Below are 16,590 nucleotides of genomic sequence, written 5' to 3'. Positions count from 1 at the left end.
TACCTCCTATCCCCCACCTCGTGGGGGCCCCCCGCCCTGGCCTGCGCGCCGAGGGGGGGCCGCCCCCCGGGGGGCGGCCCCGGTGGCCCGGCCGGGCCCGGCCGGACCACGGCCTGCGACGATGGGCCCGTCGAACCATCGAGCAGGGGGACCGCATGGAGCTACGGCAGCTGCGCTGCTTCGTCGCCGTCGCCGAGGAACTGCACTTCGGCCGGGCCGCCGAGCGGCTGCTGCTCGGGCAACCGGCGGTGAGCCAGCAGGTCCGGCGGCTGGAGCGGGAGTTGAAGGTCGAGCTGTTCGACCGCTCGCCCCGGTACGTCCGGCTGACCCCGGCCGGGGAGCGCTTCCTGCCCGCCGCCCGCAACGTCCTGGCGGCCGAGGACGCGGCCCGCGCGCTCGCCGCCGACCTGGCCGCTCCCGCCGTACTGCGACTGGGCACCGTCACCGGGCTCGCCGAGCGGCTCGACCTGATCCTGGAGACCTACCAGCAACGGGCTCCCGGCGTACGCGTCGAACTGCACTCCGCCCCGGTGCGGGAGCGGCTGGCCCGACTCTCGGACGGCCGCCTGGACGCCGCCTTCGTCCGCGGTGCGATCGCCGAGCACAGCCCGGACCTGCGCTTCCTGCCGGTCTGGGAGGACGAGTTGGTGCTCGCCCTGCCCGCCCGGCACCCGCTGGCCACCCGGCCCGAGCTCGATCTCGCCGAACTCGCCGACCTGCCGCTGCGGTTGACCGAACACGGCAACCACCCGGCGCTGGTGGACCTGGTACTGGACGCCTGCGCGCAGGCCGGCTTCCGGCCCGTCCTCGGCCCGCCGCACGGCGCCCTGCAGGACACCCTGGCGTCGATCGGCACCGGCACCCCGATGTGGACGGTGGTGTACGCCGCCAACGCCCGGCTGGTGAACACCCACCGGGTGGCCTTCCGCCGCTGCCGCACCCCGCTGGCCCTGGCCACCTCGGTCGCCGTACGGCGCTCCACCCCACCGCCCCGACTGCTCCTGGAGGCCTGCCGCACCCCCCTGGCCCGGGACGATCAGGATTCGTGATCGCTGCCAGAGCGATTCGGGTCTGGGTGCGGGCGGGCCCGATCCGGTGGACTGTTCCCAGCCGGAGAACCCGGCGGAGGAGCCCGGCGGACCAGCCGGGCAGGACACCCGGTCAGGAGCCGAAGATGCCGATCGTCACCATCCAGCAGGGCCCGCGCAGCGTCGAGCAGAAGCGCGAGCTGGTCGAGAAGGTCACCCAGGCCTTCGTGGACACCCTCGGCGTCCCCGCCGAGAGCGTGTTCGTGTTCGTCAACGAGTACCAGCCGGACAACTGGGGCACGGCCGGCAAGCTCACCGCGGACCGCTAGCCCCAACAGGACCGATGGGCCCGGCGATCCGCCGGGCCCGCCGGCCCCGACGAGTGCTGGGGGCCGCTCAGCGAGCTGGTCCTTCGTCTACCGACGATGTTCTGACCGGGCATGGCCAAAACTCGCCGGTAGGGAACGGGGGGTGGAGTTAGCCTGGCGACATGGTTGCAAACTACAAGGACGCAGTCGCCATGAGTGACCAGGAGTTCGTCAGCGCACCCGCCCTGATCCTCCGTTCGCTCGCCTCCCACCCGCACCGGCGTGCCATCACCACCGCCGACCGGGTCGAGATCACCGCCGGCGACTTCGCCGCCGCCACCTACCGCCTCGCCCACGAGCTGCTCGCCCGCGGCATCACCCGCGGCTCGACCGTCACCCTGCTCACCGGCAACACCGCCGAGGCCCTCAGCGCCCGCTACGCCGCGGGCCTGGCCGGCGCCCGGGTGGTCAGCCTCTACGACGGGATGAGCGCCCCGGTCCTGGCCGAGATCGTCGCCAGCGTGGACACCACCGTGCTCCTCGTCGACGCCGAACGCCACGCCGACGCACCCGCGTTGCTGCCGCTGATCGACGTCCCCGCCGTCCTCACCCTCGGCCCCGGCCCCGACGGAACCGGCAGCGCCCACACCATCGGCGAGGACGTCATCGCCGCCTCCGCCACCCGCCCCGCCGCGGAACCCGCCGTCCCCGTCGGCCCCGAGGACGACCTCGGCATCCGCCACACCGGCGGCACCACCGGCATCCCCAAGGGCATCCTCAGCCTCCACGGGCCCCTCCGCCGGATGTTCGACACCCCCCTCCACGACCGCCCGGGCGCCGAACCGCCCCGTCTGCTCGCCGCCACCTCGATCGCCCACCTCGCCGGTGTGCTCGCCGACCTGACGCTCCACGAGGGCGGATCCGTCGTCCTCCAGCGCTCCTTCGAGCCCGGCGACGTCCTCGCCGCGATCGAACGCGAACGCATCACCGACCTGTGGGTGCTGCCCCCGCTGCTCTACCGGCTGCTCGACCACCCGGCGATCGGCCGCACCGACGTGTCCAGCCTGCAGCGGATCGACTACGGCGGCTGCGCCTCCTCCCCGACCCGGATCCGGGAGGCCCTCAAGGTCTTCGGCCCCGTCCTGGTCAGCCTGTACGGCATGTCGGAGGCGCAGAAGATCGCCGTCCTCACCCCGGGCGAGCACGCGCGGTTCGGCGAGGACGGTCCGCTCCCGGTCGGCAGGCCCTTCCCCGAGGTGGAGGTGGAGATCCGCGCCGCCGACGGCACCGTGCTGCCGCCCGGTGAGCAGGGCGAGGTGCACGTCCGCTCGGCGATGCTGATGGCCGGGTACTGGAAGCTGCCCGACCTCACCGCCCGGGTCCTGCGCGACGGCTGGCTGGACACCGGCGACATCGGGTACTTCGACACCGACGGCTACCTCTACCTGGCCGACCGCCTCAAGGACCTCATCATCGTCGTCGGCGGCCACGTCTACCCGACCGAGGTCGAGGAGCTCCTGCTCACCCACCCGACCATCGCCCAGTGCGCCGTCTTCGGCGTGCGCGACGACCAGGAGGCCGAGCACGTCCACGCCGCCGTCGTCCCCGCCGCCGGGCAGCGGCCGACCCTGGACGAGGTCCACGCCTTCGTCACCGCCCACAAGGGCCGCATCTACGCCCCGGAAGCCCTCCACGTCCTCGACGCCATCCCGCTGACCTCCGTCGGCAAGCCCGACAAGAAGCGCCTCCGCGAGTCCCTCCCCCGCTGAGCCCGCCGGGGGACGCGCACCGAAACCCCACCGAACCCCGCACGGATCCCCACCCGCTTTCACCCCCAGGCGGGGTTTGGCTCAATGAACCACCGCCCCGGTGCCGAGAAGCCAACGGGGGGTGGCGGCGCTGAGGGCCGCCACCCCTCCCCCGGCCCGAGGGCCACCGCCGCGCGCTCACTCCTCGTCGGCGGCCGCCTCCAGGCAGCAGTCCACGAACGCCCGCACCACCGGGTCACGGTCGTCCGCCGGGGACCACGCGACCGCGATCCGGCTCGGGCTCACCCCGCCGACCGGCCGGTAGGCGATCCCCGGGCGGGCGTAGAAGCGGGCGGTGGAAGCGGGGGCGAGCGCGACCCCGTAGCCGTTGGCGATCGCGCTCAGCCAGTCGTCCGGGTGCTCCACCACCGCGCCGAAGCGCACCGGACGGCCCTCCCGCTCGTCGGCGGCCACCCAGTAGTCCCGCCAGCGGCCGGTCTCGGCCGGGGCCGCCACGAACGGCTCGTCCCACAGCTCGCGGAACGGCACCACCTCCAGCGCGGCCAGCCGGTGCCCGGCCGGCAGCGCGACCCAGCGCGGCTCGGTGAACAACTCGGCCACCCGCAGCCGCTCCTGACCGGGGAACGGCAACCGCAGCAGCGCCGCGTCCACCTCGCCCGCCGCCAGGCCCGCCGTCGGATCCGACCAGGCGGCGTGCCGCATCTCGACCCGCCAGCCCGGCTGCCGGGCGGAGAACCCGGCGACGATGCCCGGGGTCGCCTCGTTCGCCGCGCTCGCCAGGAAGCCGACCCGCAGCACCCGCACCGCCCGGCTCGCCGCGCCCCTGGTCTCCCGCAGCGCCGCGTCCCAGTCCGCCAGCAGTCCCGGGACCCGAGCCGCCAGGCTCCGGCCGGCCACCGTCAGCGCCATCCCGGCCCGGGACCGGACGAACAGCGGCACCCCGAGCAGCTTCTCCAACTGCCGGACCTGCTTGGTCAACGCGGGCTGGGAGACGTACAGCCGCTCCGCCGCGCGGGTCAGGCTGCCCTCCTCCGCAACGGCGGCGAAGGTGCGCAGCAGCCGGGTGTCCACATCCATTCCACCAGGTTATGGAAGCGGGTATTGGACGCGACGGGAGCACCCTGACGAGGCTGGAGCCATGTCCATCGCCTGTCTGATCGTCACCGTCCTCGCCATCGCCGCCAATGCCGGGATCGCCGCCGCCGACTTCGCCGGGGCCCCGTTCGTCCTGGCCAACTCCGCCGAGGTGCGGGTGAAACCGGAGTGGGTCCCCTGGCTGGCCGCCCTCAAGGCGGCCGGGGCCGCCGGGCTGCTGATCGGCCTGGTCGGCTACCCGCCACTGGGTGTCGCGGCCGCGATCGGACTGGTGCTCTTCTACCTCGGCGCGGTGGCCACCCACGTCCGCACCGGCGTGCTGCACAACCTGTACTTCCCGGCCGGCTACCTCGCCCTGGCCGTGGCCACCCTGGCGCTCGTCCTCACCCGCTGAGGCCGCGCCGGCCGGCATCCGCGCGAGCGGCTCCGCCCGGGGACCGGCCCCGAACCGGGCCCGTTCAGCCGGACGGCGTCCCGCCCACCGCCCGCACGGCGAAGGGCAGCAGCCGGTCGGCGGTCTGCCGGGCGCTGGCCTCGTCGACGTCCTCGGGCAGCCGGGGGGTGAGCAGGAAGTGGGTCATCACCGGGCCGACCACCACCTCGCCGACCAGTTCCACGCCGTCGAGCGGCGGGATCTCGCCCCGCTCGACCGCCCGCCGGACGACCTCCGCGACCCTTCCGTACAGCGGCCGGAGGAAGGCCGTGACCAGCGCCTCGGCCAGCGCGGTGTTGTGGGCGGCCTCGCCGATCAGGGCACGGATCACCCGGCCGGGCTCGCCGGTCATGCTGGCGGCCTTGTCCCGCAGGACGACCCGCAGGTCAGTCTCCAGGCCGCCGGTGTCGGGCTGCTCGTACGAGCTCTCGCCGTGGAGTGCGGCGGCGGCGATCACCAGGTCCTCCTTGGATGACCAGCGGCGGTAGAGGGTCGCCGTGGAGACTCCGGCCCGGGCGGCCACGGCGGCGGTGGTCAGCCCGCCGTAGCCGTTCTCCGCGAGGACGGCGAGGGTGGCGTCCAGCAGTGCCCGGTCCCGGGCGGCGTCGCGCGGGCGGCCCCGGCGCGGCGGCGGGGCGGACGGGGACGGGGTGGTGCTGGGGATCATGCCGGAAGTCTACCGAAAACCAGAAACGAAATCGTTTCGTTTCGTTTATGCTCGACGGCATGAGCCTCTCCGCCGAAGCCACGTCCACCGGCAGCGACGAAGCCGCCGCCACCGTCTCCCGCCTGCACGCCGCCTTCGCCGCCGGCCGCACCAAGCCGCTCGCCTGGCGCAAGGCCCAACTCCGGGCCCTGCGCCGCCTGCTGGTCGAGCAGGAGGCCATCTTCACCGCCGCCCTGCACGCCGACCTCGGCAAGAACGCCGCCGAGGCCTACACCACCGAGATCGGCTTCACCCTCAACGAGATCGACCACACCCTGCGCCACCTCGACGGCTGGCTGCGCCCGCGCCGCATCCCGGTGCCGCTCGCCCTGCAGCCCGCCCGGGCCCGTACGGTCCGCGAACCGCTGGGCACCGTGCTGATCATCAGCCCGTGGAACTACCCGCTACAGCTCGCCCTCTCCCCGCTGGTCGGCGCGCTCGCCGCCGGAAACTGCGCGGTGGTCAAGCCCAGCGAACTCGCCCCCGCCACCGCCACCGCCATCGCCCACTGGCTGCCCCGCACCCTGGACCGGCAGGCCGTCGCCGTCGTCGAGGGCGGCGTGCCGGAGACCACCGCCCTGCTGGACCAGCGCTTCGACCACGTCTTCTACACCGGCAACGGCACCGTCGCCCGCATCGTCATGACCGCCGCCGCCCGTCATCTCACCCCCGTCACCCTGGAGTTGGGCGGCAAGAGCCCGGTCGTCGTCGAGCCCGGCACCGACCTCGCCACGGCCGCCCGCCGGATCGCCTGGGGCAAGTTCATGAACGCCGGCCAGACCTGCGTCGCCCCCGACTACGTCCTGGCGATCGGCGACACCGCGCCCACCCTCGAAACGGAACTGACCGCCGCGATCCGGGAGATGTACGGCGCCGAGCCGGCGCACAGCCCCGACTACGGCCGGATCGTCAACGAGCGGCACTTCGACCGCCTCACCGCCCTGCTCGCCGACGGCCGGCTGGTCACCGGCGGCGACCACCGCCGCGCCGACCGCTACCTCGCCCCCACCGTCCTCGCCGACGTCGACCCGGACGCCCCGGTGATGCGAGAGGAGATCTTCGGCCCCGTCCTGCCGATCCTCCGCGTCCCCGACCTGGACGCAGCGATCGCCTTCATCACCGCCCGCGACAAGCCGCTCGCCCTCTACGCCTTCACCGCCTCGGCCGCCACCAAGCGCCGCCTGACCACCGAAACCTCCTCCGGCGCCCTGGCGTTCGGCGTCCCCAACGCCCACATCGCCGTCCCCGGCCTGCCGTTCGGCGGCGTCGGCGAGAGCGGCCTCGGCCGCTACCACGGCAGCCACTCCATCGACACCTTCAGCCACACCAAGTCCGTGCTCGACAAGCCCCTCCTCGCCGACCCGCTCCGCCCCGCCTACCCGCCCTTCACCCCGCTCAAGTCCCGCCTCCTGCGCCGCCTGCTCTGAGATCCTCCGACACCCTCCGACACCCTCCGAGTCCTCCGAGTCCTCCGACCCGCCGGACCGGCCGCCCTACGCCCGGAACAGCGGCTCGTACGCGTTCCCCTCCACCGCGTTGAGCAGCACGTACGACGGCCCGAGGCCGAAGGCGACCTCCCGCAGCCGCGCCAGGGCCTCGGCCACGGTGGGCACGTGGAGCCCGATCGCGGCGGCGGCCGCGTCCCGGTCGGCGAGCAGTTCGGGCTCGTCCGCCAGGTAGTCCTCGGCCGCCGCCGCGCTCTCCTCCTCGGTCAGCCGCCGGCAGTCCCGCCACCACGGCACCGCCAGCAGCAGCCGGACCATCTCCTCCAGCCCGACGGCCAGCAGCGCCGCGCCGCCCTCGGAGTCGGCGTAGAGGACGGGCCGCTCGTCGCCGCCGTCACCGCACAGGAAGAAGGTGCCGCCCCCGCTGCACTTGGCGACCTCCTCCAGGGCCTCCCCCGAGGCGAGCACGACCTCCTCCACGTGCGAGTAGGCGTCGAGGGAGAAGTCCCCGGGCCAGAGCAGGTAGTCGACGGTGGCGGGGGTGGCCCGGAGGCGCGTGAGGAACGACATGGCGGCCACCCTACGAGGCCCCCACGACAACTCCGCCCGCCGGGAGTTGATCTCCGCGCCGCCCCGCTGTTGGCTGGCTTCCGCTGCCCTGACCCGAGACCGGCCCCGAGGCCGACCCGAGGCGACGAAGGAAGTTGACACGGTGGACGACAGATCTGCCCGGACCGCGCTCTTCGAGGAGCACCGCCCGCACCTGCGCGCGGTCGCGTACCGGATGCTCGGCTCGATCAGCGAGGCCGACGACGCGCTCCAGGAGGCCTGGCTGCGGTACGACCGCGCCGACACCGCCGAGGTGGCCAACCTCGGCGGCTGGCTGACCACGGTGGTCTCCCGGGTCTGCCTGAACCTGCTGCGCGACCGCGCCGCCCGCCGCGAGGAGCCGCTGCAGCCGACCGGTCCTGGCGGCGAGGACGGCCCCGAGCGCATTCCGGACCCGCTGCTGCGCCGTGAGGGGGTGGTCGACCCGGAGCAGGAGGTGATGCTCGCGGACTCGGTCGGCCTGGCGCTGATGGTGGTGCTGGAGTCGCTGTCGCCCGCCGAGCGGGTCGCCTTCGTGCTGCACGACCTGTTCGCGGTGCCCTTCGAGGAGATCGCCCCGCTGATCGAGAAGACCTCGGCCGCCACCCGCCAACTGGCCAGCCGGGCCCGCCGCAAGGTGCAGGGACGGCCCGTGCCGGATCCGGACCTGGGCCGCCAGCGGGTGGCCGTGGACGCCTTCTTCGCCGCCGCCCGCTCCGGCGACCTGGCGGCGCTGCTCGCCGTGCTCGACCCGGACGTGGTGCTGCGCTCGGACGGCGGGGCCGGGCAGGCCCGGCACACCGTGGTGCTCGCCGGCGCCGCGACGGTGGCCGGGCAGGCCGTGCTGTGGGGCAGGCTGTCGCCGTTCGCCCGTCCCGCGCTGGTCAACGGCACCGTTGGCGCGGTGGTCATCGGCGACAACGGACGGGCGCTGTCGATCATGGCGTTCACCGTGGTGGCCGGCGCGATCGCGGAGATCGAGGTGCTCCTCGACCAGGAACGGCTGGCGGCCTTCGACCTGTCGGCGTTCCGGGACTGACGACCGGCCCGCTGTGGGCGGGGGGCGGGCCGCCCACAGCGGCCCACCCCCGCCCACGGGCGTCAGCGCCCGCAGGCCTCAGCGCCCGGGGAGCACGCTCAGCGCCCGACGGCCCCGTCCAGCTGCTCGCGGATGATGTCCGCGTGCCCGGCGTGCCGTCCGGTCTCCTCGATCATGTGCACCAGCACCCAGCGCAGCGACGGCCCTTCGGCGGCGTCGGGCCGCAGCGAGCGCGCGCCCGGCCGGTCCAGGTCGGGGGCGGCCGCGGCCACCGCGTTGGCCCGGGCGATCGCCTCCCGGTAGTCGGCGACCGCCGCCTCCACCGTCAGTTCGGCCGACCGGAAGTCGTCGCTGTCCAGCGGCGCGTCCCCCTGCCCGCCGTACGCGTACTCGAGCCAGTTGAGCTCGACCACGGTCAGGTGCCGGACCAGCCAGAGCAGGCTGGTGCCGGAGGCGACGCCGGGGCGCCGGGCGTCCTCGTCGCCGAGGCCGTCCAGCTTGCCGATCACGCCCTCCCGCAGATAGTCGAGGAAGGCCAGCAGGGTGGTCCGCTCGTCGGCGTTGAGCGTCGGCGGGCGGTTGTCGGAGAGCTTGCTCGGCGCGGCGCCCCGGGGCGCGGTGTTGTCGGTCACCGCGCCACCGTAACCAGCGGAACCGGCCGGACGCACCCGACTAAGGCCCGTCACCAGCCCTGTGCGCGCACCCAGTCCGCGAGGTGCCGGGCGCAGTCGTCCACCGACTCCCGCCAGCTGTGGGCCGCGCCGTCCCCGGCCTCGTCGCTGACGTACTTGACCAGCCGCACCGGCACCCCGGCCCGGTGGGCGACGGCGGCGACGGCGTAGCCCTCCATGTCGACCAGGTCGGCGTGCTCGGCCAGCCGGGCCTTGGCGGACGGGTCCTCGACGAACAGGTCGCCGGTGGCCAGCACCGGGCCGTCTCCCCGGCCGACCACCAGCGGGGCACCGTAGCTGCGGCCGGTGAGCTGCTGCAGGGCCGTGGTGTTCAGGTCGTGCTGGATCACCTGGACGACGTGGTGCATGCCCTCCCAGCCGGGGCGCAGCGCGCCGGCCGTGCCGAGGTTGATCACCTCGGAGGGCCGCTCGCCCCGGGCGAGCACGGTGGCCAGGGCCGCCGTGGCGTTGACCTTCCCTATCCCGGTGAGCAGCACGGGCAGCCGGTCGTCGAGGTGGGCGGCCTCCTCGCGGACCGCGACGACGAGCAGCGGGCGGTCGGGCGAGATCGTTCCAAGCAGTCGCATGGGGCCCATGGTACGGAGCGCAGGGGTGCCGGGCCCGGGATCAGCGCGGCGCGGAACCGCTCGGGGCGCCGCCGGCGTCGCACGGATCGCCACCTCTCCGTCGGCCCGGCAGGACCGGTACAAGCCGTACGAGAGCGTGCGGAAACCGTGCACGACATGCTCAAGATCGGCGCAAGTCAGGTGTGGCCGGAGGAAGTCACGGCCATACTGCTGCCATCGGTCGGGCCCCGGGTGTCGGGCCGGCCCCAGGGGAGGATGAGGCGGGTGGCAACACCAGTAGGCAACGGCGCACCGGGCGCACCGGTCCCGGCCCGGCCGGGCACGCCGCCGGCCGGGCCGGCGGCAGCGCCGTACGGGGGTGCGGCGGCACCGTACGGCGTTCCGCCGGCCCCGGGGGCGCCGCCCCGCGGGGTGCCCGCGGCGAGGCCCGGCTCCGGACCGCCCGCGCGGCGCCCCCGGGCCGGGGCGCCGGAGCGGGGCGTGCGCGCCCGGCTGGCGCAGGCCACCCGTACGCCCCCGGGCCGGCTGCGGCTGGCCGGGGTGGTGCTCGCGGTGCTCACCGTGGCCTTCGGCGGGCTCACCGCCTGGCAGTTGGAGACCAGGGCGCAGGCCGCCGACCGGGTGGTCTCGTACAGCCAGCCGCTCAGCCGGGACGCCGCCGAGATCCACCGCTCGCTGGCCGACGCCGCCACCACCGCGGCCTCCGGCTTCCTGCTGGCCGGCGCCGAGCCCAAGGACGTCCGGGCCCGCTACGAGCAGGACCTCGCCCAGGCCGCCAAGCTGATCTCCCAGGCCGCCGCCCGCACCACCGCGACCTCCCCGGCGCAGGACTCACTCAGCCGACTGAACCAGCAACTCCCGGTGTACGCCGGTCTGGTGGAATCCGCGCGGGCCGACAACCGGCAGGGCGTCCCGCTCGGCGGCGCCTACCTGCGGTACGCCTCCGAGCAGATGCAGACCGTGCTGCTGCCGGCCGCCGCCGAGCTGAACACCATCGAGAACCACGAGCTGGTGAACGACTACGCCGCGGCGCGGTCGACGCCCTGGGGCGCGTACGGCCTGGCGGTGCTCACCCTGGCCGCGCTGGGCTGGGTGCAGCTGACCCTGTTCCGCCGCACCAACCGGGTGTTCAACATCGGTCTGGTGGGCGCCACCGCCGCCGTCCTGGCCGGCACGCTCTGGCTCACCGTGGCCGGGCTGACCACCGGCTCGGCACTGGAGAAGAGCGACCGCGAAGGGGCCAACCCGCTGCGGGCGCTCAACTCGGCCCGGGTGGACGTGCTGACGGCCCGGCTGGCGGAGAACCTGAACCTGGTCGCGCGCGGTTCCACCGCCACCTACGCCACCCAGTACACGGACCTCACCAAGCGGCTGGCCGGAACGGCCGAGAAGAGCACCCCGATGCGCGACCGCGCCGGCACGCTCTCCAACGCCCTGATCCTCGCCCCCGCCGCCGCGAGCCGGTCGCTGGCCACCGCCGCCGACCAGTACGACGTCTGGCAGGACCGGTACCGCGCCGCGCGCACCGCCGAGGTCGACAACGCCGACTACCAGGGCGCCCTGAACGCGACGGTGTCGGCCACCGACACCACCAACACCGCCGACGCCGCCTTCAACGCCACCGACCGGGCGCTCGCCCAGGCCGCCGACGCCGAGCAGGCCCGGTTCGACGCCGCCGCCGACGGCACCGCCGGGGACCTCCGCCTCGCGGCCGGCGCGGCCGCGGTGCTGGGCCTGGTGGCCGCGGCGGCCGCGCTGCGGGGCCTGGGCCGACGACTCGCCGAGTACCGGTAGAGGGGGAACACGACGATGCGCACGAGGACCGTACCGACCAGGAGCGCCGCGGCGCTGGCAGTGCTGGCGGCCTGCGCGGCCGTGCTCGGCGGGGGCGGACCGTCCGGCGCCGCGCCGGCCGCCGCGACCGCCGCGCCGCAGAACGCGCCGCAGGCCGTCCAGCAGACCCAGGACCAGTCCGACACCTGCGACATCTACAGCAGCGTGCCGCCGAGTTCGGCCGACGGCCCGGCGGTGAAGGCCATCAAGGCCAAGCGCAGCCTGGTGATCGGCGTGGACCAGAACAGCTACCGCTGGGGCGCACGCAACCCGAACACCGGCCAGATCGAGGGCTTCGACATCGATCTCGCCCGGGCCATCGGCACCGCCATCATGGGCGACCCGGACAAGGTGGTGCTCAAGCCGGTCGCCACCGCCGACCGGGTCGACGCGGTGCAGAAGGGCCGGGTCGACCTGATCGTCCGCACCATGACCGTCAACTGCAAGCGGATGCAGGACGTCGCCTTCTCCAAGCCGTACTTCAGCATCTCCCAGCGGGTGCTGGTGCCGAAGACCTCCCAGGCGAAGAACCTGGACGAGGCGATCGCCGGCAGGAACGTCTGCGTCGCCAAGGGGTCCACGGCCGCCGATGTGATGGACCCGGCCAAGGGCGCCAAGAAGGACGCCAAGGCGCAACTGACGGTCGTCGAGAACCAGTTGGACTGCCTGGTCCTGATGCAGCTCGGCAAGGTCGACGCCACCATGACCGACGACGGTCTGGCGGCCGGCCAGGCCGCCCAGGACCAGACCGTGCGGATCGTGGACGGCGACGTGCAGCCGGAGGTGATCGGCGTCGCCATGCTCAAGAGCAGCCCGGACCTCACCGCCCGGGTCAACCAGGTGCTGGCCGACTACCACGGCAGCGGCGACTGGGGCCGCAGCTACGACCGCTGGCTGAAGCCGTACATGCTGAACGACGCCGAGCACTACTGGCCCGTTCCGCACTGAGCGCCGCATCGCGCACGGAGCACCACGGACGCGGGGCGTTGACGCCGTCTTGACGCCCCGCGCCCGCACCGCCCGGACGGCCACCGGCTAGGGTTCGGGACGATCACCACGGGGAGACCGGTGGTGGGCACGGGGGTTGTCGTGGGCCGCACGTCGTACGCGACGGCGTCGCACGCGAGGGAAGGAAGGACACCGCGGTGGCGGCATCGGCTGGCCCGGTACTGAGCCGGGAGGAGGTGGACCGCGCGCTCGCGCGCCTCGGCGCGGAGCGGGACGCGGTCGAGTCGGCGCTGCTCGCCCTGCAGGACCACCCGGGCCTGCGGCTGCTGGAGGGCGCCGGGCTGTCCGGCCGCACCCTGGAGCGCTGGTCGGTCGCCGGCAAGGGCCTGCCGCTGCTCTGGGCGCTGTTCGACCGCTACTCCGAGGCGCTCGCCTCGGCCCGCGCCGTCCGGGCCCGCAAGGCCAAGCCCGGCGGTCCCGAACTCGCCGAGCTGAGCGAGCTGCTGACCGGCGACGCGGTGACCGTCCCCGGCGGCGCGCTGCCGGACGGGCCGCAACTGCTGGGCGCGCCCGCCAAGCTGGTCGAGCGGATCAGCCTGGACGCGCTGATGGCCCGGATGAACTCCTGGTACGCCACCGTGCTGGAGGTGGTCAGCGCCGCCGACGCGGTCTGGTCGGCGCTGCCGGCCCGGATCGACCTGCTGCTCGCCGAACTGCACCGGGTGCAGACCCTGGCCGCCTCGCTCGGCGTGCGCACCGGCAGCCACCCGCTGGGCGACGACCTGACCGGGCTCGGACGCGACCTCACCGAGCTGCGCACCGAGGTCCGGGAGGACCCGCTGGCGCTGTGGCGCCCGGCCCGGGTGCCCGCCCAACGCGGCACCGTGCCCGACGGCGAGGCCTTCGCCTCGGCCGCCGGGGTGGTCGACACCGAGCGCTTCGACCGGGCCGGGCGGGCGCTGGACGGCGTCCGGCTGGAGCTGGAGAACCTGCTGCGGCTGCGCGACGACGCCGAGGAGCGCCTCCAGGGCGTCGGCGACCTGCTCCAGCGGGCCGACGCCACCCTGGCCGAGGCCCGCCGGGCCCGCGGCGAGGTGCTGGCGAAGATAGCGGCCAGCGACGTCCCCGCGGTGCCCGGCCCGGCCTCGGCGCTGCGCGAACGGATCGTCACCGCCCTGGACCTGCGCCAGGCCGGGCAGTGGGGCCGGCTGGCTCCGCTGCTGGACGCCCTGGAGGACGCCGCCGCCAAGGAGCTGGCCCGGGCCCGGCACTCGCTCACCGAGGTCACCCAGCCACTGGCCGTCCGGGCCGAACTGCGCGGCCGGCTGGACGCCTACAAGGCGATGGCGGCCCGGATGCGGGTCGCCGAGGACCCGGAAGTGATCGAACGGTACGAGAAGGCGCGCTGGCTGCTGTGGAGCGCGCCCTGCGACCTGCGGGCGGCGGCCACCGCGGTGGCCCGCTTCCAGCAGTCGCTGCGCCCGGCCCAGAGCGAGGCCGCGGAGGGCGCACCGGCACACGGGACGACCGGACAGACGCCGGTCGACGGACAGGTACAGGGGGGCTGAGGTTGATGGGCGAGACGTGCGTACGGCCGGGGTGCTCCGGCAGCGGCAGGATCGACGCGGACGGCTACTGCGACGAGTGCGGGCTGACCCCGGTGGGGGCCGCGGCGGTCGCCCCGGCGTCCTCGGGCGCGGCGGCCCCGCCGCCGACCGCCGCCGGTCCCGGCTCGCCCTGCCCGCGGGACTGCTCCGGCAGCATCGACGCGGACGGCTACTGCGACGAGTGCGGGCTCACCCCGCCCGGCGCGGACACCGGCATCACCCAGCCCCACGTGCCGTCCGCGCGGGTCGCCCCGGACTCCGCCCGCAGCGGCTCGATCCGCTCGCTGTCGGCCCGCACCGGCTCCTCCCGCTCGATGTCCGGCCGCTCCCGCTCGCACCGCTCGACCCGCACCGGCAGCAGCCGCTCGGTCTCGGTGCGCTCCACCCGGGGCAGCGTCAGCGCCGGCACCCGCAACCGGCTGGGCGCCGGGCTGGTCACCGTGCCGACCGTGGCGACGGCCGACCCGGCGCAGGCGGTGCTGGCCAACCCGGAGGTGCCCGAGCGCAAGCGGTACTGCTCCAAGTGCGAGGCCCCGGTGGGCCGGGAGAAGAACGGCCAGCCGGGCCGCCCGGACGGCTTCTGCACCAAGTGCGGCACGCCGTACTCCTTCACGCCCAAGCTGCGCCGCGGTGACCTGGTCGGCGGGCAGTACGAGGTGGTGGGCTGCCTGGCGCACGGCGGGCTCGGCTGGATCTACCTGGCCATAGACCGCCGGGTCAACGACAAGTGGGTCGTCCTCAAGGGCCTGTTGAACACCGGGGACGAGGACGCGCTCGCCGCGGCCGTCGCCGAGCGGCGCTTCCTGGCCGAGGTGGACCACCCGAACATCGTCCGGATCATCAACTTCGCCGAGCACCTGGACATCGGCTCCGGCTCCACCGACGGCTACATCGTCATGGAGTACGTCGGCGGCAAGTCGCTCAAGGACATCGCCAACGACCGCCGCACCCCGGACGGGCGGCGCGAGCCGCTGCCGGTGGAGGTGGCGATCGCGTACGCGCTGGAGGCGCTGCCCGCGCTCGGGTACCTGCACAGCCGGGGCCTGATCTACTGCGACTTCAAGATCGACAACGTGATCCAGAGCGGCGACGCGCTCAAGATCATCGACATGGGCGCGGTCTGCCGCCTCGACCACGACGGCGCGATCTACGGCACCGTCGGCTACCAGGCCCCGGAGATCGCCACCCACGGCCCCTCCCCCGCCTCCGACCTCTACACCGTGGCCCGCACCCTCGCGGTGCTCACCTTCGACTTCCAGGGCTACAGCACCACCTACCGCGAAACCCTGCCCGGGCCCGAGGACGTCGAGGTCTTCGCGAAGTACGAGTCGTACTACCGCTTCCTGGTCCGCGCCACCGACCCGGACCCGGCCCGCCGGTTCTCCTCCGCCGAGGAGATGGCCGACCAGCTCACCGGCGTGCTGCGGGAGATCCTGGCCCTCCAGGACGAGCGGCCCCGGCCCGCGCCGTCCACCCTGTTCGGCCCCGAACTGCGCGTCGTGGACACCGACTTGGTGCTGCCCACCGACCACCCCGGACAGCTCCGGGTGGCCGCCCTGTCCCCCTCCGCCGCCGCCCTGGCGCTGCCCGTCCCCCGGGTCGACCCGGGCGACCCCAACGCCGGCTTCCTCGCCACCCTGCTCGCCACCGACCCCGAGGAGGCGCTCGCCGCCCTCGGCGGCGCCCCCGCCGTCTCGGTCGAGAGCCGGCTGCGCGAACTGCGCGCCCTGCTCGAACTCGGCCGCCACGACACGGCCGTGAACGCGCTCGCCGCGCTGGAACAGGACCACCCGGACGACTGGCGGGTGGTCTGGTACCGCGGGCTGGTCGCCCTGGTCGCGGCCGCCGACGACTCCGGCACGCCCCGAGCACCGGGTCAGGAGCACCCGGAGGCGAGCGGGCGAATCACAGCCCTTCGAGCGGCTGCCGAGGCCTTCGACGCGGTCTACGACGCCTTCCCCGGCGAGGCCGCGCCCAAGCTCGCCCTCGCCATCTGCGCCGAACTGCTCGACGACGGCGGCGACGCGGCCGAGTTCTACCGGCTCGTCTGGACCACCGACCACTCCTACCTGAGCGCCGCCTTCGGCCTGGCCCGGGTCCGCCTCGCCGGGGACGACCGGCCCGGCGCCGTGCGGGTGCTGGAGTCCGTCCCGGCCACCTCCAGCCAGTACACCGCCGCCCGGATCGCCGCCGTCCGCGCCCGGCTGCGCGAACGGGCCGCCACCGAGCCGCTCGCCGCCGACCTCGCCGCCGGCTCCGACCAGCTGACCGCGCTGCGGCTGGACGACCGCCGCCGCGAGGAGCTCTCCGTGGAGGTGCTCGGCGCGGCCCTCGGCTGGGTCGGCGCCGGCTCGGCCGGTGCCCCGCAGGGCGCCGACCTGGTGGTACTGGGACGTCCCGCCGTCGAGCGGGAACTGCGCTTCGCCCTGGAACAGTCCTACCGGGTACTCGCCCGGTTGGCCGACCGGGCCGAGACCAGGATCGAGATGGTGGAACGGGCCAACCGGGCCCGCCCCAGGACGTGGGTGTAACC

At 74.7% G+C, this 16,590-nt stretch carries 15 protein-coding genes; 10 read left to right on the top strand and 5 right to left on the bottom strand.

The features are described 5' to 3' along the window. The first annotated feature begins 155 nt into the window (after positions 1 to 155). From ACFWIS_RS32640 to ACFWIS_RS32630, 3 genes are all read left to right on the top strand, one after another. On the top strand, positions 156 to 1,049 hold the full coding sequence (locus ACFWIS_RS32640) for a LysR family transcriptional regulator (protein WP_380462399.1): 894 nt from the start codon (positions 156 to 158) through the stop codon (positions 1,047 to 1,049). Positions 1,050 to 1,174: 125 nt separating this feature from the next. Next, positions 1,175 to 1,357, top strand: coding sequence for a 4-oxalocrotonate tautomerase DmpI (gene dmpI / locus ACFWIS_RS32635; RefSeq protein ID WP_380462400.1), 183 nt, complete (start codon positions 1,175 to 1,177; stop codon positions 1,355 to 1,357). A gap of 161 nt (positions 1,358 to 1,518) precedes the next feature. Then, positions 1,519 to 3,105, top strand: a complete 1,587-nt coding sequence (locus ACFWIS_RS32630; RefSeq protein WP_380524162.1) for an AMP-binding protein — start codon at positions 1,519 to 1,521, stop codon at positions 3,103 to 3,105. Between the two features lie 177 nt (positions 3,106 to 3,282). Here the strand turns inward: ACFWIS_RS32630 and ACFWIS_RS32625 are convergent, their stop codons facing one another. Next, positions 3,283 to 4,182, bottom strand: a complete 900-nt coding sequence (locus tag ACFWIS_RS32625; protein WP_380463767.1) for a LysR family transcriptional regulator — start codon at positions 4,180 to 4,182, stop codon at positions 3,283 to 3,285. A gap of 61 nt (positions 4,183 to 4,243) precedes the next feature. On the opposite strand from ACFWIS_RS32625, the gene ACFWIS_RS32620 reads away from it, so the two are divergent. Next, entirely contained in the window at positions 4,244 to 4,594 is a 351-nt protein-coding gene (locus ACFWIS_RS32620) for a DoxX family protein (RefSeq protein WP_380463765.1), read from the top strand. A 64-nt stretch (positions 4,595 to 4,658) separates the two neighbouring features. Here ACFWIS_RS32620 and ACFWIS_RS32615 read toward each other — a convergent pair whose 3' ends face one another. Beyond that, positions 4,659 to 5,300, bottom strand: a complete 642-nt coding sequence (locus ACFWIS_RS32615; RefSeq protein WP_380463764.1) for a TetR/AcrR family transcriptional regulator — start codon at positions 5,298 to 5,300, stop codon at positions 4,659 to 4,661. 59 nt (positions 5,301 to 5,359) lie between these two features. On the opposite strand from ACFWIS_RS32615, the gene ACFWIS_RS32610 reads away from it, so the two are divergent. Next, entirely contained in the window at positions 5,360 to 6,766 is a 1,407-nt protein-coding gene (locus ACFWIS_RS32610; RefSeq protein WP_380463762.1) for an aldehyde dehydrogenase family protein, read from the top strand. Positions 6,767 to 6,832: 66 nt separating this feature from the next. On the opposite strand, the gene ACFWIS_RS32605 is transcribed toward ACFWIS_RS32610, so the two are convergent. Further along, positions 6,833 to 7,354, bottom strand: a complete 522-nt coding sequence (locus tag ACFWIS_RS32605; protein WP_380463760.1) for a hypothetical protein — start codon at positions 7,352 to 7,354, stop codon at positions 6,833 to 6,835. Positions 7,355 to 7,496: 142 nt separating this feature from the next. Here ACFWIS_RS32605 and ACFWIS_RS32600 point away from each other — a divergent pair, with 142 nt between their 5' ends. After that, positions 7,497 to 8,411, top strand: coding sequence for a sigma-70 family RNA polymerase sigma factor (locus tag ACFWIS_RS32600; RefSeq protein ID WP_380463758.1), 915 nt, complete (start codon positions 7,497 to 7,499; stop codon positions 8,409 to 8,411). 98 nt (positions 8,412 to 8,509) lie between these two features. Here ACFWIS_RS32600 and ACFWIS_RS32595 read toward each other — a convergent pair whose 3' ends face one another. Together ACFWIS_RS32595 and ACFWIS_RS32590 are read right to left on the bottom strand one after the other, a co-directional pair. Further along, positions 8,510 to 9,043, bottom strand: coding sequence for a DinB family protein (locus tag ACFWIS_RS32595; RefSeq protein ID WP_380463756.1), 534 nt, complete (start codon positions 9,041 to 9,043; stop codon positions 8,510 to 8,512). A 50-nt stretch (positions 9,044 to 9,093) separates the two neighbouring features. Then, the gene (locus ACFWIS_RS32590; RefSeq protein WP_380463754.1) at positions 9,094 to 9,669 is read right to left on the bottom strand and encodes a nucleosidase; all 576 of its coding nucleotides are present in this window, start codon (positions 9,667 to 9,669) and stop codon (positions 9,094 to 9,096) included. A 480-nt stretch (positions 9,670 to 10,149) separates the two neighbouring features. Between ACFWIS_RS32590 and ACFWIS_RS32585 the strand changes: the two genes are divergently transcribed. The 4 genes from ACFWIS_RS32585 to ACFWIS_RS32570 all read left to right on the top strand — a co-directional run bounded on the left by ACFWIS_RS32585 (position 10,150) and on the right by ACFWIS_RS32570 (position 16,588). Continuing rightward, complete coding sequence (locus tag ACFWIS_RS32585) at positions 10,150 to 11,463, top strand: hypothetical protein (protein ID WP_380524160.1); 1,314 nt, start codon at positions 10,150 to 10,152, stop codon at positions 11,461 to 11,463. Positions 11,464 to 11,478: 15 nt separating this feature from the next. Continuing rightward, a complete protein-coding gene (locus tag ACFWIS_RS32580; RefSeq protein WP_380463558.1) occupies positions 11,479 to 12,450 on the top strand; it encodes a glutamate ABC transporter substrate-binding protein in 972 nt (323 codons plus the stop codon). A gap of 197 nt (positions 12,451 to 12,647) precedes the next feature. After that, positions 12,648 to 14,018 carry a hypothetical protein gene (locus ACFWIS_RS32575; protein WP_380463556.1) on the top strand — a complete coding sequence of 457 codons (1,371 nt, stop codon included), beginning with the start codon at positions 12,648 to 12,650 and terminating at the stop codon, positions 14,016 to 14,018. Between the two features lie 5 nt (positions 14,019 to 14,023). Then, complete coding sequence (locus tag ACFWIS_RS32570) at positions 14,024 to 16,588, top strand: tetratricopeptide repeat protein (protein WP_380463554.1); 2,565 nt, start codon at positions 14,024 to 14,026, stop codon at positions 16,586 to 16,588. Positions 16,589 to 16,590: the final 2 nt, after the last annotated feature.

Origin of the sequence: Kitasatospora sp. NPDC127060, assembly GCF_042724935.1 — a bacterium.
GTDB lineage: Bacteria > Actinomycetota > Actinomycetes > Streptomycetales > Streptomycetaceae > Kitasatospora.
The sequence above is the reverse complement of the archived record's forward strand: the minus strand, read 5'-3'. Positions and strand labels throughout refer to the sequence as shown.

Excerpts from the sequence above, each read along its gene's own strand:
- ACFWIS_RS32640 (WP_380462399.1), top strand. The coding sequence starts at position 156 with ATGGAGCTACGGCAGCTGCGCTGCTTCGTCGCCGTCGCCGAGGAACTG.
- dmpI (WP_380462400.1), top strand. The coding sequence starts at position 1,175 with ATGCCGATCGTCACCATCCAGCAGGGCCCGCGCAGCGTCGAGCAGAAG.
- ACFWIS_RS32630 (WP_380524162.1), top strand. The coding sequence starts at position 1,519 with ATGGTTGCAAACTACAAGGACGCAGTCGCCATGAGTGACCAGGAGTTC.
- ACFWIS_RS32625 (WP_380463767.1), bottom strand. The coding sequence starts at position 4,182 with ATGGATGTGGACACCCGGCTGCTGCGCACCTTCGCCGCCGTTGCGGAG.
- ACFWIS_RS32620 (WP_380463765.1), top strand. The coding sequence starts at position 4,244 with ATGTCCATCGCCTGTCTGATCGTCACCGTCCTCGCCATCGCCGCCAAT.
- ACFWIS_RS32615 (WP_380463764.1), bottom strand. The coding sequence starts at position 5,300 with ATGATCCCCAGCACCACCCCGTCCCCGTCCGCCCCGCCGCCGCGCCGG.
- ACFWIS_RS32610 (WP_380463762.1), top strand. The coding sequence starts at position 5,360 with ATGAGCCTCTCCGCCGAAGCCACGTCCACCGGCAGCGACGAAGCCGCC.
- ACFWIS_RS32605 (WP_380463760.1), bottom strand. The coding sequence starts at position 7,354 with ATGTCGTTCCTCACGCGCCTCCGGGCCACCCCCGCCACCGTCGACTAC.
- ACFWIS_RS32590 (WP_380463754.1), bottom strand. The coding sequence starts at position 9,669 with ATGCGACTGCTTGGAACGATCTCGCCCGACCGCCCGCTGCTCGTCGTC.
- ACFWIS_RS32580 (WP_380463558.1), top strand. The coding sequence starts at position 11,479 with ATGCGCACGAGGACCGTACCGACCAGGAGCGCCGCGGCGCTGGCAGTG.
- ACFWIS_RS32570 (WP_380463554.1), top strand. The coding sequence starts at position 14,024 with ATGGGCGAGACGTGCGTACGGCCGGGGTGCTCCGGCAGCGGCAGGATC.